The organism is Fictibacillus halophilus (genome assembly GCF_042680145.1).
GTDB lineage: Bacteria > Bacillota > Bacilli > Bacillales > Fictibacillaceae > Fictibacillus > Fictibacillus halophilus_A.
Window position 1 is genome coordinate 1 of record NZ_JBHTNQ010000002.1, and the last position, 15,068, is coordinate 15,068.

At 42.0% G+C, this 15,068-nt stretch carries 22 protein-coding genes and 1 rRNA gene; 2 read left to right on the top strand and 21 right to left on the bottom strand.

Features of this window, described 5'->3' with window-relative positions; all coding sequences use genetic code 11:
- A 16S ribosomal RNA gene (locus tag ACFQ4X_RS16545) occupies positions 1–305 on the bottom strand; the annotation flags it as partial.
- A 143-nt stretch (positions 306–448) separates the two neighbouring features.
- Positions 449–658 (bottom strand): hypothetical protein, encoded by a 210-nt coding sequence (locus tag ACFQ4X_RS16550; RefSeq protein WP_379837302.1) that lies wholly within the window; start codon positions 656–658, stop codon positions 449–451.
- A 161-nt stretch (positions 659–819) separates the two neighbouring features.
- Between ACFQ4X_RS16550 and pdaB the strand changes: the two genes are divergently transcribed.
- A complete protein-coding gene (gene pdaB / locus ACFQ4X_RS16555) occupies positions 820–1,581 on the top strand; it encodes a polysaccharide deacetylase family sporulation protein PdaB (RefSeq protein WP_379837223.1) in 762 nt (253 codons plus the stop codon).
- Between the two features lie 23 nt (positions 1,582–1,604).
- Here pdaB and ACFQ4X_RS16560 read toward each other — a convergent pair whose 3' ends face one another.
- On the bottom strand, positions 1,605–2,210 hold the full coding sequence (locus tag ACFQ4X_RS16560) for a KinB-signaling pathway activation protein (RefSeq protein ID WP_379837225.1): 606 nt from the start codon (positions 2,208–2,210) through the stop codon (positions 1,605–1,607).
- 147 nt (positions 2,211–2,357) lie between these two features.
- Here ACFQ4X_RS16560 and gerD point away from each other — a divergent pair, with 147 nt between their 5' ends.
- Positions 2,358–2,981 carry a spore germination lipoprotein GerD gene (gerD, locus tag ACFQ4X_RS16565; RefSeq protein WP_379837227.1) on the top strand — a complete coding sequence of 208 codons (624 nt, stop codon included), beginning with the start codon at positions 2,358–2,360 and terminating at the stop codon, positions 2,979–2,981.
- 51 nt (positions 2,982–3,032) lie between these two features.
- Here gerD and ACFQ4X_RS16570 read toward each other — a convergent pair whose 3' ends face one another.
- The 18 genes from ACFQ4X_RS16570 to ACFQ4X_RS16655 all read right to left on the bottom strand — a co-directional run bounded on the left by ACFQ4X_RS16570 (position 3,033) and on the right by ACFQ4X_RS16655 (position 15,040).
- Positions 3,033–4,076 carry a P-loop NTPase gene (locus tag ACFQ4X_RS16570; RefSeq protein WP_379837229.1) on the bottom strand — a complete coding sequence of 348 codons (1,044 nt, stop codon included), beginning with the start codon at positions 4,074–4,076 and terminating at the stop codon, positions 3,033–3,035.
- A gap of 317 nt (positions 4,077–4,393) precedes the next feature.
- Positions 4,394–5,119, bottom strand: a complete 726-nt coding sequence (cwlD, locus tag ACFQ4X_RS16575; RefSeq protein ID WP_379837231.1) for an N-acetylmuramoyl-L-alanine amidase CwlD — start codon at positions 5,117–5,119, stop codon at positions 4,394–4,396.
- A gap of 71 nt (positions 5,120–5,190) precedes the next feature.
- On the bottom strand, positions 5,191–5,631 hold the full coding sequence (locus ACFQ4X_RS16580) for a DUF2521 family protein (protein ID WP_379837233.1): 441 nt from the start codon (positions 5,629–5,631) through the stop codon (positions 5,191–5,193).
- A gap of 348 nt (positions 5,632–5,979) precedes the next feature.
- Entirely contained in the window at positions 5,980–6,372 is a 393-nt protein-coding gene (rpsI, locus tag ACFQ4X_RS16585; protein WP_066237857.1) for a 30S ribosomal protein S9, read from the bottom strand.
- A 16-nt stretch (positions 6,373–6,388) separates the two neighbouring features.
- Complete coding sequence (gene rplM / locus ACFQ4X_RS16590) at positions 6,389–6,826, bottom strand: 50S ribosomal protein L13 (protein ID WP_066237860.1); 438 nt, start codon at positions 6,824–6,826, stop codon at positions 6,389–6,391.
- A 150-nt stretch (positions 6,827–6,976) separates the two neighbouring features.
- The gene (gene truA / locus ACFQ4X_RS16595; RefSeq protein ID WP_379837235.1) at positions 6,977–7,729 is read right to left on the bottom strand and encodes a tRNA pseudouridine(38-40) synthase TruA; all 753 of its coding nucleotides are present in this window, start codon (positions 7,727–7,729) and stop codon (positions 6,977–6,979) included.
- 14 nt (positions 7,730–7,743) lie between these two features.
- A complete protein-coding gene (locus ACFQ4X_RS16600; RefSeq protein WP_379837237.1) occupies positions 7,744–8,541 on the bottom strand; it encodes an energy-coupling factor transporter transmembrane component T family protein in 798 nt (265 codons plus the stop codon).
- Position 8,542: 1 nt separating this feature from the next.
- Positions 8,543–9,409, bottom strand: a complete 867-nt coding sequence (locus ACFQ4X_RS16605; protein ID WP_379837239.1) for an energy-coupling factor ABC transporter ATP-binding protein — start codon at positions 9,407–9,409, stop codon at positions 8,543–8,545.
- The gene (locus ACFQ4X_RS16610; protein WP_379837241.1) at positions 9,394–10,224 is read right to left on the bottom strand and encodes an energy-coupling factor ABC transporter ATP-binding protein; all 831 of its coding nucleotides are present in this window, start codon (positions 10,222–10,224) and stop codon (positions 9,394–9,396) included. Before ACFQ4X_RS16610 ends, ACFQ4X_RS16605 begins: the two co-directional genes overlap by 16 nt.
- A gap of 409 nt (positions 10,225–10,633) precedes the next feature.
- Positions 10,634–10,996: a 50S ribosomal protein L17 gene (rplQ, locus tag ACFQ4X_RS16615; RefSeq protein WP_066285577.1), complete on the bottom strand. Its 363-nt coding sequence runs from the start codon at positions 10,994–10,996 to the stop codon at positions 10,634–10,636.
- Positions 10,997–11,054: 58 nt separating this feature from the next.
- Positions 11,055–11,999, bottom strand: coding sequence for a DNA-directed RNA polymerase subunit alpha (locus ACFQ4X_RS16620; protein WP_379837243.1), 945 nt, complete (start codon positions 11,997–11,999; stop codon positions 11,055–11,057).
- Between the two features lie 143 nt (positions 12,000–12,142).
- Positions 12,143–12,538 (bottom strand): 30S ribosomal protein S11, encoded by a 396-nt coding sequence (gene rpsK / locus ACFQ4X_RS16625; RefSeq protein ID WP_066237883.1) that lies wholly within the window; start codon positions 12,536–12,538, stop codon positions 12,143–12,145.
- Positions 12,539–12,558: 20 nt separating this feature from the next.
- Positions 12,559–12,924, bottom strand: a complete 366-nt coding sequence (rpsM, locus tag ACFQ4X_RS16630) for a 30S ribosomal protein S13 (protein ID WP_066285569.1) — start codon at positions 12,922–12,924, stop codon at positions 12,559–12,561.
- Between the two features lie 21 nt (positions 12,925–12,945).
- On the bottom strand, positions 12,946–13,059 hold the full coding sequence (gene rpmJ / locus ACFQ4X_RS16635) for a 50S ribosomal protein L36 (RefSeq protein WP_007203526.1): 114 nt from the start codon (positions 13,057–13,059) through the stop codon (positions 12,946–12,948).
- 35 nt (positions 13,060–13,094) lie between these two features.
- Positions 13,095–13,313, bottom strand: coding sequence for a translation initiation factor IF-1 (gene infA, locus ACFQ4X_RS16640; RefSeq protein WP_066237890.1), 219 nt, complete (start codon positions 13,311–13,313; stop codon positions 13,095–13,097).
- Positions 13,306–13,629, bottom strand: a complete 324-nt coding sequence (locus tag ACFQ4X_RS16645; protein ID WP_066285567.1) for a KOW domain-containing RNA-binding protein — start codon at positions 13,627–13,629, stop codon at positions 13,306–13,308. The genes infA and ACFQ4X_RS16645 overlap by 8 nt, the downstream gene beginning before the upstream one ends.
- A 14-nt stretch (positions 13,630–13,643) precedes the next feature.
- Positions 13,644–14,390, bottom strand: coding sequence for a type I methionyl aminopeptidase (gene map, locus ACFQ4X_RS16650; protein ID WP_066285564.1), 747 nt, complete (start codon positions 14,388–14,390; stop codon positions 13,644–13,646).
- On the bottom strand, positions 14,387–15,040 hold the full coding sequence (locus ACFQ4X_RS16655) for an adenylate kinase (protein ID WP_066285562.1): 654 nt from the start codon (positions 15,038–15,040) through the stop codon (positions 14,387–14,389). Before ACFQ4X_RS16655 ends, map begins: the two co-directional genes overlap by 4 nt.
- Positions 15,041–15,068 lie beyond the last annotated feature (28 nt).

Here is a 15,068-nt window from a genome sequence, read left to right on the forward strand (position 1 = left end):
CTCAGGTCGGCTACGCATCGTCGCCTTGGTGAGCCGTTACCTCACCAACTAGCTAATGCGCCGCGGGCTCATCTGTAAGTGTCAGCCGAAACCGACTTTCAAAAAAGAAACATGCGTTTCTTCTTATTATCCGGTATTAGCCCCGGTTTCCCGGAGTTATCCCCGTCTTACAGGCAGATTACCCACGTGTTACTCACCCGTCCGCCGCTAAATCAGAGGAGCAAGCTCCTCTTCATTCGCTCGACTTGCATGTATTAGGCACGCCGCCAGCGTTCATCCTGAGCCAGGATCAAACTCTCCATAAAAGNTATAAGATACCACCGTTTAACAGCTGATGTCAACCGCTTTTTTTAGTGAATCTTAATTTGTTTGTAACGCCGCTGTAAAAGCGACAAGAAATAATATACCACCATGTATATGTAATGGTCAACAGTTTTTCAGAAAAAAATTAATTTCTTTGTTTTGCTCTTAAATACCTTCTGCAATCGGCTGGTTTTGCAAACCGGCAGAATAAACGATAAATGATTTGATACCTTTCTTCAAGGACTGATTTTACGATCCCATCAATTTTTTGATCTTCTAGATCATACATCAGTTCTTCCATTTCTTTTTTGAGTACATATTCGAATTCATTAATTTCCTGATGATTCAACAGCATTCCTATCAAAACAAAACACCCCGCTTAGCATTTTCTTTTATCATTATTGCCACGAAAAAGCTCTGTTATTATTTTTTGGTTTTTCTTAAATATCCGTCATATCTTGTCCAGAGAGTCATAAATATTCTGTAAGGAAGTATGGACAAGGGGGTAAAGTGTAAATGAAATTTTTCTTTGTCATAAACGGTAGGAAAGTAAAACAATACATGGTTGTTGTGTTTGCAGCATTTTTTGCTGCCTCCCTCGCTTTCGTGGGACAGCAGCAGCTATCCGTCTTCTCTTCAAAAGACGGTCCTCGGGCTATATACAAAGGGGAAGATCAGGGTAATAAAGTTTCCTTGACCTTTGACATCAGCTGGGGAGACAAACGGGTTACACCGATCCTGGATATTTTAAAAGAAAAAGGTGTAAAGAATTGTACCTTCTTCTTATCAGCTGCATGGGCTGAAAGACATCCTGATATTGTTGAACGAATCGTGAAAGATGGTCATGAGGTTGCGAGTCTCGGTTATCAATATAAAAGCTATACCGAGTGGGAAGATAAACAGATCAAGAGGGATATTCTTTTAGCTCAAGAAAAAATCAAAAAGGTTTCAGGCAAAATGACTTCTCTTCTTCGTCCGCCGAATGGGAATTTCGATGAGCGTGTTCTTAATATTTCTGAAGACTTGAATCATACCGTTGTTCATTGGAGCATTGATACGAAGGACTGGAAAAACCCAGGTGTAGACAAGATTGTTACTTCAGCAACTGACGGCACGAAAGCAGGAGATATCATTCTGCTTCATGCATCTGATTCAGTTAAGCAAACACATAAAGCACTTCCGCAAATTATTGATAAATTAAAAGGCGACGGTTTTAAACTGGTAAGCGTCAGTGAGATGATTGCCAATACAGAAGCAAGCAGCAAAGAAGTTAACTGATAAAAAGCAAAAAGCCCGTGCATTTAAGATGCAATGGGCTTTTTTTGATTGTTCTTCTGCAGCAATCTGTGCAGCATTAAAATTTGATACGTATTACATAGCATTAACGGAACGAAACCCATCCAAAGGGATAGAGAATTGTTTTCTTTAAGCACCGGCACCCATTCCAGAATGGTTACAACCGTAATAAAGAAAAGCGTCGGGATAAATGCTACGTTTGATGTTTGTTTAACTTTTAAATATGCAATGATCAAACCATATCCTAAAATCGCCAGTGGAATAACGATATAGTTCACAATACTCTCGCCTTCTTTATGGAAGGAAGCATATCTTAAATAAAATAAATCGAACAGTACTACAGCGATAAGAACAAGCTGTACACCATTCCATAGGCGGTGACTCTTAAAGATACCTAAGCCAAAACGGTGAACAGTCAAATAAGCAAAGAAGCCCATCTGGCTAAAAACACTGAAAAGGGCTCCAAAGCCGATCAGTCCAAAAATGTATAATAACAGCTCCAACATGGTGCTGTTCTCAGGAAATTTCAATATGAGTCCTACCGTGATGGCACTCACAATTCCGATTAAAAGTGTGGTTATGAATAAAAAGAGCCAACTTTTGATTTTCACGCTTGTTTTCCCCCTCTAACTTGCTCCGTTACGATTGTACCAATGTCCTTTTTAAATTGCCAGTTTTCCTTTAAATAACCAGTATAAATAAGTCTTAAAAATCAATCCTAATGATATATAGCCCACTTGAAAGGAGGAGGAAACCAGTTGAAAAAAATATACATTTTCCTCTTTTGTATCATTCTGGCCTCTCTTACGGGCTGTGCTCAAAATGAAGCCCAGGGAAGTTCCCAGATGGATTATGAAACGACAAAGAAGATGTTTGTCGACTTATTAAAAACAGATGAAGGAAAAAAAGCAATAAAAGAAGTATTATCCGATAAAGAAATTCAGCAGGAAATCCTGATTGATCAAGAAGTCGTAAAACAGACGATTGAACAGCAGCTTCTTTCTGAAAAAGGACAGAAGTTCTGGCAGACACTTTTTAAAGACCCTAAGTTCTCTGTAGCTTTTGCAAAAAGTATGCGAAAAGAACACGAAAAGCTGATGAAGGATCTTATAAAAGATCCGCAGTATCAGGCAGAAGTAATGAAAATCATGCAAAATCCGCAAATGGCACAAAAGCTTCTAGGGCTTGTAGATACTCAGCCTGTACGAAAAGAAATGAAAAAAGTAATGCTTGAAACATTTGAAAGTCCTATCGTTCAAGCTCAGATTCAAGAAATGCTGAAAAAAGTGGCACATGATGAAATCGATCAGTCCATTTCGAAAAAGGAAAAAGAAGCATCTGGCGGCGGTCAGCAAGAGCAGGAACAATCGAACGCACAATAAAGGGGCTGTCCCAAAAGTAAGGTAAACTTACTTTTGGCAGCCCCGAATTTTTTATTTTGTTTTTTCAATTATGGTCTTAGCCATATTGATATAATGCTCACCGATTGGATGAGTCTGCTCATACACACTTGGAGCAAAATCATCTTCTTTAATTTCAGGCTGTCCTAATGGAATCTGCCCAAGCAAAGGAACGTTTAATTCTTCGGCTAATCGCTTTCCTCCATCTTTGCCGAAAACATACTCTTTTTCGCCAGTGGACTCGCTTTGGAAATAAGCCATGTTTTCTACAATCCCAATAACTTCATGGTTTGTCTTAATCGCCATCGTTCCAGCTCTTGCTGCAACAAACGCTGCAGTCGCATGAGGCGTTGTTACGATTACTTCTTTACATTTTGGAAGCATCTTATGAACGTCTAATGCAACATCCCCTGTTCCAGGAGGAAGGTCGAGAAGAACATAATCGAGGTCTCCCCATTCTACTTCGCTAAAGAAATTCATCAGCATTTTACCAAGCATCGGTCCGCGCCAAATAACAGGTGCGTTGTCTTCTACAAAGAATGCCATGGAAATGACTTTTACTCCAAAGCGCTCAACAGGAAAAATACGATCGCCTTTTACTTTAGGACGCTCAGTGATTCCCATCATATCCGGAACACTGAATCCATAAATGTCTGCGTCGATCAATCCGACTTTTTTTCCTAATCTCGCAAGTGCTACTGCTAAGTTGACGGAAACCGTTGACTTACCTACTCCGCCTTTACCGCTTGCGATCGCAATAAACTCAGTCTTGCTGTTTTCGGACAGAAGTGTTGGAGCACCGGTCTGCTGCTGCGGCTGGCTATCTGTCTGAACATCATCTCTTTTTTCAAAGCGCAAACCGACTGACTCGACGCCAGCGTTCTTAAGAACTTGTACGATCTGCTGCTGCAGCTGCATTTGTTCTGGTGTTCCTGTATGCGCAAGACCGATCTTTAAACCAACATAGCCTTCTTTTATTTTAAGCTCACGAATACTTCCGGAGTCCACCATGCTTTTATGTAAATAAGGGTCTTGAATAGAACTTAACAGCTCGATTACTTTTTCTTCTGTAAGCACATAGACACATCCTTTACCTCTAAAATTCCTTTTCAGTATATCACAACCTTACAGGACTAGCATGAAAGCGGTTTTCTTTACTCTCTTTTACTGTTTTTTTTAGGTTGTTTTAAAAATACTCCTCGTTGACAAGTTGATTAGAGCGGAAGGTGTGAGACTCCTGCGGGAGCAGCGTGCCAGGTGAGACCCCGCAGGCGCCTTACGCCGAGGAGGCTCACCGCACGCCCCGCGGAAAAGTGAGCACCTGGACCGGAAATCAACCACTTCTCATAGCAACAAATTTTTACAAAAAAAGCTTTAGAAAAAGAAAAAACTCCTTAGTCATAAGGAGTTTTAGGAGGAGTTTCATTTGTATAGTACCTGAGCATACCTTGATAAATAGAAGCAGCCACTTTTTGCTGGTACGATTTCGTCTTTAGCAATTCGCGTTCTGTCGGATTAGATAAGAAACCAACTTCAACTAATGCGCCTGGAACTTCAGCTGACCGGAGCAGGTAAAGCCCCTCAATTGATTTAGCGAACCGGTTCGTATTTTCAAGATTCCGCTTTATCTCATCTTGAATAAATAGCGATACCGCTTCACCCTCTTCTCTTCCAGGATGGTAAAACACTTGAGCGCCTCTCCATCTGGAGGAAGGCAAAGAATTTAAATGAATACTGATAAATAAGTCCGCATGATTTTCGTTAATGATTCTTTTACGTTCTTTTAAATCTTCCCATTTTCGATGCCTGAGCTTTCTTGTTCCTTTTTCAGCCAAGTCTTTGTCTGTCTCACGGGTCATGATAACAAGCGCTCCCGCTTCTTGCAAATAATCTCGCAGCATAACTGAGATGTTTAAGGCGATTTCTTTTTCCAGCACTTCACCATCACCAACAGCACCGCCATCTGCACCGCCATGGCCGGGATCGATAACGATAATTTTCCCGGATAGCGGCAAGTTCCATGCACGCCACGAATCATTATCTAAAATACGATAGGTGAAAATAAAGATAAGGACTGCGCACCCTAATGCAAATGCGGCTCCCTTCACCCACTTCTTCATGTTTTGTCCCCCTATACAAGCCTATATCACTATGTATATGGGACAAGAAAGAATTTATAACTTATTGAAGCTTATTGCAGTTTCATCCTGTAGCGTTTTTCACCGTTTCTGTAACCTTCCATCCACCAAATATGGATAAAGGCTTCACAGCAGAGGTGCAGTGATTCCATCATCATCTCTGTACCCCAGCACCAGAACTGCCAATATTCAAAAAGTCCGTCTGCGATCGCTTTTTGTTTTTCATATGAACGATCTTTAATTTTTTCCAGTGTTTCACCGTGGTATGCGAAACGGCTGTAACCTGCGCCTAGCAGATATGCGTCAATAGCCAAATCAATGCATGCGTCCTCAATATCATTTTGATAAAGAAGCGAGTATTGGAAAAACGGCTGGAACAACCGCTGAAATTCCTTTTTTATATTAGCAAGCGATAAATCGCGAAGAACTTTCCGCTCGAAATTTTCTTTTTTATAGCGCTGTTTTTCTCTGAAGTTGTTTAAAACGATAGCCATTCTTTCTCCCCTTCCTGCGTTTTTACTTTACGCATTGTTTTTCCTTACCTTTATTTTTCTCAAAGGAAGGATTATCGACACTGCATAAAAGATGGTAAGGGAAAAGCTGGCATTGCGTTAAGAAGAATATCTGGTGGACAAGAAGATCCTTTCTTAATGAATCCAAAAGTTTTAGCCTTGAATCCAGAAGTTCAGCTCTTGAATCCACGAGTTTTTGCACCCAATCCACAAAAAATGATGATTTATCCACGAGTTTACAATCCTCGACAAATGTACACCGCATAAAGCCTAATAAAACAAAAAACCCCGCTCTCCAAAGAGAACAGGGTTTTGATAAACGTATAAAGATTAACGTTTTGAGAACTGAGGTGCACGACGAGCGCCTTTAAGTCCGTACTTCTTACGCTCTTTCATACGAGCGTCACGAGTAAGGAATCCAGCTGCTTTAAGAGATCCGCGGTACTCAGGATCTGCTTCTAGAAGCGCACGAGAGATACCGTGACGGATAGCTCCTGCTTGTCCAGTGTATCCACCGCCATGAACAGTTACTAATACGTCATACTTATCAGTTGTTTCAGTTGTGTTAAGTGGTTGCTTAACGATAAGCTTTAATGTTTCTAATCCGAAAAATTCGTCAATGTCACGTCCGTTGATAACGATACGGCCTTCACCAGGAACTAATCGTACACGCGCTACGGAGTGCTTACGACGTCCAGTGCCATAATATTGTACTTGTGCCACGTAAATACCCTCCTTTTTATCCGCGTAACTCGTAGTTTTCAGGTTTTTGTGCTTGATTATTGTGCTCAGCTCCAGCATATACGTGAAGCTTTTTGAACATTTGGCGACCAAGGCTGTTCTTTGGAAGCATACCTTTGATTGCTAGCTCAAGCATTTGGACCGGACGAGTTGTACGCATTTCTAATGCAGTTCTCGTACGAAGTCCACCTGGGTGACCCGTGTGGCGGTAATAAATTTTGTCTGTTAATTTCTTACCTGTTAATTCGATCTTTTCCGCGTTGATGATGATCACGTGATCACCAGTGTCAACGTGTGGTGTATAAATAGGCTTATGCTTACCGCGAAGGATAGAAGCAACTTCACTGGATAGACGTCCAAGAGTCTTGCCTTCAGCGTCGATCACAAACCATTTACGTTCTACTTCAGAAGCTTTCGCCATGAAAGTCGTACGCATGTGTTTTCCCTCCTGTATCTTCAATCAAATTCAATTATATTCAATGTGAACATTTCCCAAAATATCTCCGGGGCATGTGGACGATATCTTTAGAAATACCAAATAATATCTTATAATATATAAACAACGATGTCAAGCGTATCCTAAATATTATTCATGATTCTCTTCGTAATTTACCCGGTGTAAATAAAGTCCATGAGAAGGTGCTGTTTTTCCAGCCAATGCACGATCTTGTCCTGCAATGATTGCCATAATCTCATCAGACTTTCTTTTGCCTTGTCCAACCTCTAAAAGTGTTCCAGTAATAATCCTCACCATGTTATACAAAAAGCCGCTGCCTTTGATTTTAAAAGTCAGGGTCTCACCTTCTTCAATCAATTCCAATGCAAAGATCGTTCTTACCTTATCCGCTACTTCTGAACGTGCAGATGAAAAAGAAGTAAAATCATGAGTGCCTAAAAAATAGCTGCACGCTTTTTGGATATCTCTAATGTTCAATGGGTACGGATAATGAAACATATGGTTCCTTCTAAAAACATCAGGCTGTTTACTTAAGAGCAGTTTGTAATGATACTCTTTGCTTTGTGCCGAAAACCGGGAATGAAACGCTTCACTTACTTCCACTACATCTTTTATAAAAATGTCATTAGGCAGCATCGCGTTTAAAGCTTTACCCCAGGCATCACTTGGTATATTCATTTCTGTATCAAAATGAAACACTTGGCCGACCGCATGCACACCGGCATCAGTGCGGCCAGAGGCTGAAATCTGTACAGCCTCTCCTTTATGCATCTTTTGAAGAACAGACTGAATCGTGCCTTGAACCGTTCTTCCGCTAGGCTGTATTTGGTATCCGGCAAAATCTGTTCCGTCATAAGCTACGGTTACTTTCATACGAGCCATTGTTCTTTCTCCTTTTAACTGCGTAATAGAGCTAGGGATAATGTGAGCAAGATCAGCAGAACTAAAGCCAATGTATCCCGTTTATGCCACTCCAGCGCTCTTAATCTTGTTCTGCCTTCACCGCCGCGGTAGCCTCTTGCTTCCATAGCAAGCGCAAGCTCTTCTGCACGTTTAAACGAAGATACAAACAAAGGAACAAGAAGCGGAACAAAGGCTTTTGCCCGTTCTTTAATCGGACCGCTTGTGAAGTCTGCGCCTCGTGCCATCTGTGCTTTCATGATCTTCTCTGTCTCTTGTAAAAGTGTCGGTATAAAACGCAGTGATATCGACATCATCAAAGCAAACTCATGGACAGGCAGCTTCCATTTTTTCAACGGACCAAGCAGATGTTCAAGTCCGTCTGTAATATCAATCGGTGTTGTAGTCAGGGTAAGCAAGGAGGTCATTAACACAAGCAATAAAAGTCTCATCGCGATAAAAATACCTTGGATCACTCCGCCTTCATATATTTCAAACCAGCCCGCTTTATAAAGCACGTCTCCTTCTTTTGTTAAAAAGATGTGCAGGAGCATCGTAAATACAACGAGAATAAGGATGGGCTTTAGTCCTTTATATAAAAAACGCAGCGGAACTTTGGAAGCTGAGATGGTGATAGCCGTAAAAGCAATCAGCAGCCCGTATGTGATCCAGTTGTTAGCTAGAAAGACAATGAACAAATAAAAGAATGCAGCGATCAGCTTTGAGCGTGAATCCATCCTGTGGAGAGGAGACAATGCCGGGTAATACTGACCGATAATTACGTTTTGCAGCATGCTAGCTCCCCCTCTTCTTGAGAGCTTGTCCAAGACTTTTAGCCAGTTCTTCTATCGTAAAATCCGACAGTGACAGATTCTGTCCTGACTTCTCGTTCCATTTCAAAAGAAATTGAACCGTTTCAGGTACATCCAATCCTGCCTCTTGAAGTGCTTTTCTCTCATTAAAAATTTCGCTTGGCTTCCCGTGCAGATAAAGTTCACCCTTATGCATCACAGCAATCTCATCCGCATATTTGGAAGCATCCTCCATGCTGTGAGTTACAAGCACAGTTGTTAACTTGTTTTTTTGATGAAGATCGTAAAATAGATCCATGATTTCTACACGGCCCGATGGATCCAGTCCTGCAGTCGGTTCATCAAGAATAAGGACTTCTGGATTCATAGCAAGCACACCGGCGATTGCTACTCTTCTCATCTGACCGCCGCTTAGGTCGAACGGAGATTTACTTAAAACCGTTTGCGGCAGTCCTACCATTTCGATCACTCTTGATGCTGTATTTTTCGCTTCTTCCTCCGGCATCCCAAAGTTGCGGGGACCAAACATGATGTCCTTTTCAACTGTTTCTTCAAACAGCTGATGTTCCGGATATTGAAATACGATTCCTGCCTTTTTGCGAAGCGGCTTTAAATCTTGCTTTTTTCCTCCAGCCTCTAAAAGGATGTCACCCATTTTTATAGAACCAGTCGAAGGTTTCAACAGGCCATTCAAATGCTGAATAAGTGTCGATTTTCCAGACCCCGTATGTCCGATGAGAGCGAAGAACGTTTCATCAGAGATGTCTAGATTCACATCATGAAGAGCCCTTCTTTCAAATGGTGTTCCTTGCATATAACGATGTTCGAGTTGCTTTATGCTAATTTCCATAATGCATTCACCAGCTCTTCCTGCGTTAAATAGCCTCTATCAAGCTCGACTCCCTGCCGGCGAAGAGCTTCGCTTAATTTTAGTGAAAACGGTAAATCCAGACCAGCAGATTTCAGTAATTCACGCTGCTGAAAGATAGAATCAGGTTTCCCTTCTGCTGCTTTTTCCCCCATTTTCATGACGACGACTCTGTCTGCACTTAGCGCTTCCTCTAAATCATGAGTGATTGAAATAACAGTTATGCCTTCATTTTGATTGAGTTCACGAACTGTTTCCATCACTTCAATCCTGCCGATTGGATCGAGCATTGAAGTGGCTTCATCTAATACAATGACAGAAGGCTTTTGTGCTAGAATACCCGCAATCGCTACTCTCTGTTTTTGACCGCCAGATAATTGATGCGGTTCTTGATTTAAGAAAGCTTCCATGCCGACCCGCTGAACACTTTCATTGATCCGCTTAATCATCTCTTCACGGGGTACACCGAAGTTTTCAAGGCCAAATGCAATATCGTCTTGAACACTCGTCCCGACAAATTGATTATCAGGATTCTGAAAAACCATTCCTACCTGCCTCCGAATTTCCCATATATCATCCTGGCGTGCTGTTACGTACTTAGATACATTTACAGTACCCTCATTTGGCAGCAGCAGTCCATTCAGCAACTTGGCTAAAGTAGACTTGCCAGAGCCGTTATGGCCGACAATGGACAGCCATTCGCCTTTATATACGTCTAAGCTGACATTCTTTAATGTAGCTGTCTCTTCTCCCGGATAAAAAAAGGTCACATCTTTAACCGAAATGATGTTTTCCATGTGACATCCTCCTCTTAGCTGCTGCTATTCTAAGCTGCTCTCTGCTCTAGTTTTTTAATAAGCTCTTCTATTTAGTGCTAATGCAAAGGCTAGAGTGTCCCAGAATTCCTTTACATTCAACAATGGGTTTAAAAAGACTTTTAAAAAAGATTGCTTTTTTGTTTTGTTTTTTTGCTTCCCTGACTAGTTGATTGGAGCGCAAGGTGCGAGACTCCAGCGGGACGAGTGGGACAGGTGAGACTCCTAAAGGCGCAAAGCGTCAGGAGGCTCACCGCACGCCCCGCGGAAAGCGAGCACCTGGAGCGCAAATCAACTCTTACTCATCACATCTATGAATCAGCCTTTAAAACAAATAAAAAAGGGCAAGATTGTCATCGAAGACTTGATCCCGCCCTTTAAGTAACGTTTATTATACTAATTCAATGATAACCATTGGTGCACCATCACCACGGCGAGGGCCGATTTTTGCGATGCGAGTGTAACCACCGTTACGCTCAGCATAGCGAGGTGCAAGATCACTGAAAAGTTTTTGAAGAGATCTTTGGCCAGACTCACTGTCTGCTACTTCGTTACGAAGGAACGATGCAGCTTGACGGCGAGCATGAAGGTCTCCACGCTTACCAAGCGTAATCATTTTTTCAGCAAATTTACGAACTTCTTTTGCACGTGCTTCTGTAGTTTCAATACGCTCGTTGATGATTAAATCAGTAGCTAAATCACGAAGCATTGCTTTACGAACCGCAGATACACGACCTAACTTTTGGTATCCCATGCTTGTATTCCCTCCTCTGCGCGTTTCTCTCTCGTCTTGAAAAAGCGCGTATTACGAATTAATCGTCAGCGCGTAATGAAAGACCTAGCTCATCAAGTTTCTCTTGAACTTCCTCAAGAGACTTCTTGCCAAGGTTGCGTACTTTCATCATGTCTTCTTCAGACTTATTCGCAAGTTCTTGTACTGTATTAATGCCAGCACGCTTTAGGCAGTTGTAAGAACGAACAGAAAGATCAAGTTCTTCAATAGTCATTTCAAGAACTTTTTCCTTTTGGTCTTCTTCTTTTTCTACCATAATCTCAGCGTTCTGAGCCTGATCTGTTAAGCCAACAAAAATGTTTAAATGTTCGCTAATGATCTTCGCACCAAGAGAAACTGCTTCCTCTGGACGAATGCTCCCATCTGTCCATACATCAAGCGTTAGCTTATCATAGTTTGTTACTTGTCCTACACGAGTGTTTTCCACTTGATAATTCACACGAGAAACTGGTGTGTAAATTGAATCAACAGGAATAACACCGATCGGCAGATCTTCGCGTTTATTGCCTTCTGCCTGTACATAACCACGACCACGTCTTGCGTGAAGCTTCATTTGGAAATGAGCTCCCTTTGCAAGTGTTGCGATATGAAGATCCGGATTAAGGATTTCTACATCGCTGTCATGAGTAATGTCACCAGCTGTTACGACGCCTTCACCTTGGATGTCGATTTCAAGTGTCTTTTCTTCATCAGAGTAAATCTTCATTGCAAGCTTCTTTAAGTTCAAGATGATTGTAGTAACATCTTCAACCACACCTTCAACTGTTGAGAACTCATGCAATACGCCATTAATCTGAATAGATGTAACTGCTGCACCAGGTAGTGAGGACAACAAGATACGACGCAAGGAGTTGCCTAGTGTAGTCCCGTATCCACGTTCAAGTGGTTCAACAACAAACTTTCCGTATGTGGCATCGTCGCTGATTTCAACCGTCTCAATTCTTGGCTTTTCGATTTCGATCATTCAACTGAACCCTCCTTCAAACGTCGAATCTCGGCTGGATTGTTCCAGCCGAAATTCCCCATAGGCATTCCGACTTATCTTTTGCCAAAACTTTTACTATAACCATTATAGACAAGTTAAGGAATTATATACCGTGTATATTGTTACACACGACGGCGTTTTGGCGGACGGCAACCGTTGTGAGGTACAGGAGTAACATCACGAATAGCTGTTACTTCTAAGCCTACCGCTTGAAGGGCACGGATTGCTGCTTCACGTCCAGCTCCAGGTCCTTTAACGGATACTTCCAACGTCTTCATACCATGTTCCATTGCAGTTTTACCAGCTGTTTCAGCTGCCATTTGTGCTGCGAACGGAGTAGACTTACGAGAACCTTTAAATCCTAGGTGACCAGCAGTCGCCCAAGAGATTGCGTTCCCGTGCGTGTCAGTAATCGTAATGATCGTGTTGTTGAATGTAGAACGGATATGTGCTACGCCGACTTCAACATTCTTTTTGACACGACGCTTACGTGTATTAGTCTTACGTGCTTTTGCCATTTAGAGTTTACCTCCTTTACTTACTTTTTCTTATTCGCTACAGTACGACGAGGTCCTTTACGAGTACGGGAGTTGTTCTTCGTGTTTTGACCACGTACTGGTAATCCACGACGATGACGAACACCACGATATGCTCCGATCTCGATTAGACGCTTGATGTTTAATGAAACTTCACGGCGAAGGTCACCCTCCACTTTGTGTCCATCGATGACTTCGCGGATTTTATTTAATTCATCTTCAGTAAGATCACGAACTCGTGTATCTTCAGAAACGCCAGCTTGAGCAAGAATTTGCTGTGCTTTTGTTTTACCGATACCGAAGATGTATGTTAATGAGATTACTACTCGCTTATCACGAGGAATATCTACACCTGCAACACGTGCCATAATTTTTGCACCTCCTGTATATTAACCTTGTTTTTGTTTATGTTTCGGATTTTCACAGATCACCATTACAGTGCCTCTGCGGCGAATCACTTTACACTTTTCACATATTGGCTTGACTGATGGTCTTACCTTCATTTTTTATAACCTCCTTATGTCACGGAGTACATTGATTATTTAAAACGATACGTTATACGACCACGTGATAAGTCATACGGAGACAATTCTACGGTTACTTTATCTCCTGGAAGAATTCGAATGTAGTGCATGCGAATTTTTCCAGAAACGTGCGCTAGAACTTTGTGTCCGTTTTCTAGTTCAACACGAAACATGGCGTTCGGTAAAGGTTCAATAACTGTACCTTCTACCTCGATAACATCATCTTTAGCCATCGACTTGATCTCCCTTCTTCAGAGCAATGACTTTCTCGTCGGAAAACTTCGCTACTGCATAACGCAATTTGCCATTGGTTACACGACCTGTTTCAAGAATGCTTTTAACAACTTCCGGAGAAATAAAATCCAGCAGCTCTAAATGGTTCAGGTTTTTTCGTTTGGCGCGATCGAACTTTCGCTTGTCGCCATCGGCTACGAGAACAAAACGTCCATCGAGAATGCCGACTATAACACCCAACCGATCTGCGTCTCTTCCTTTTAGTATCCGAACCAGCTGTCCTAAATTCGGTACCGAATCAGATTCGCTTACCATCTCATCACCTTCACCTAGATCTTTGTTAAGATTTCAAAGCCTTCCTCCGTAATGACAACTGTGTGTTCAAAGTGAGCACACCATTTGCCATCCGTTGTGACAACCGTCCAGTTATCGGATAATGTTCGAACATAGCGAGTTCCCGCATTAATCATCGGTTCAATTGCTAGAACCATGCCCTTTTTCAGTACCGGCCCTTTACCAGGCGGTCCGTAATGAGGAATTTGCGGGTCCTCATGCAAGTCCTGGCCTATCCCGTGTCCGACATATTCGCGGACAACAGAAAAACCTTCTTCCTCAGCATACTTTTGTATCTCATGAGAAATATCAGTTAACCGGGCACCGGCTTTTGCTTTTTCAAGTCCTCTATATAAAGACTCTTCGGTTACATCCAGTAGTTTTTGAGCTTCCTCAGAAATCTCTCCAACTCCATACGTCCAAGCGGAATCACCATGATATCCGTTGTACTTCGCCCCAATATCTATAGAGATAATGTCGCCATGGTTCAGTACGCGTTTACCTGGAATCCCATGTACAAGTTCTTCATTAACAGAAGCACAGATGCTTCCGCTAAAACCATTATAGTTTTTAAATGAAGGAATTGCACCTTGGCTGCGGATAAACTTATCAGCAATTTTGTCCAGTTCCTTAGTAGTTATGCCAGGCTTAATGTGTTTTTTTAACTCTTGATGAGTTAAGGCAACGATGCGACCTGCCTCCCGCATGATTTCAATCTCTCGCGGTGTTTTGCAGATAATCATTTCGCCAATCCCCCAATAAGTTGGTCAATGTCTTGAAAGACTTTGTCGATATCCTGATCACCATTAATGTTTTTCAGGTAACCTTTATCACCATAAAAATCAAGCAGTGGTTTAGCCTGCTTCATGTTTACATCTAAACGGTTTCGAACGGTCTCTTCATTATCATCTTGACGTTGGATAAGCGTACCGCCGTCTTTATCACATACTCCTTCAACCTTTGGCGGGTTGAATATTACATGATACGTGCTTCCGCATGTTTGGCAAATCCGACGACCCGTTAATCGCTGCATAAGCTTATCCGAATCAACTGAAATGTTTAGAACATAATCAATCTTACGGGAAAGCTCTTGTGTGATCTCTTCCAGGGCTTCCGCTTGGGCAACTGTCCGAGGGAATCCATCTAGTAAAAATCCTTTTTCGCAGTCCTTTTTAGAAAGTCGGTCTCGTACGATGCCGATTGTAACTTCGTCAGGAACGAGGTTACCCGCATCCATGTACGATTTTGCCTCAAGTCCAAGAGGAGTCTCCTCTTTAATTGCTGCTCGGAACATATCTCCAGTAGAGATATGTGGAATTCCGTACTTCTCAACAATTCTTTCTGCTTGAGTACCCTTACCTGCTCCGGGTAATCCCATTAAGACTAGATACATCTAATCCCTCCATAAATCACAATCGTCT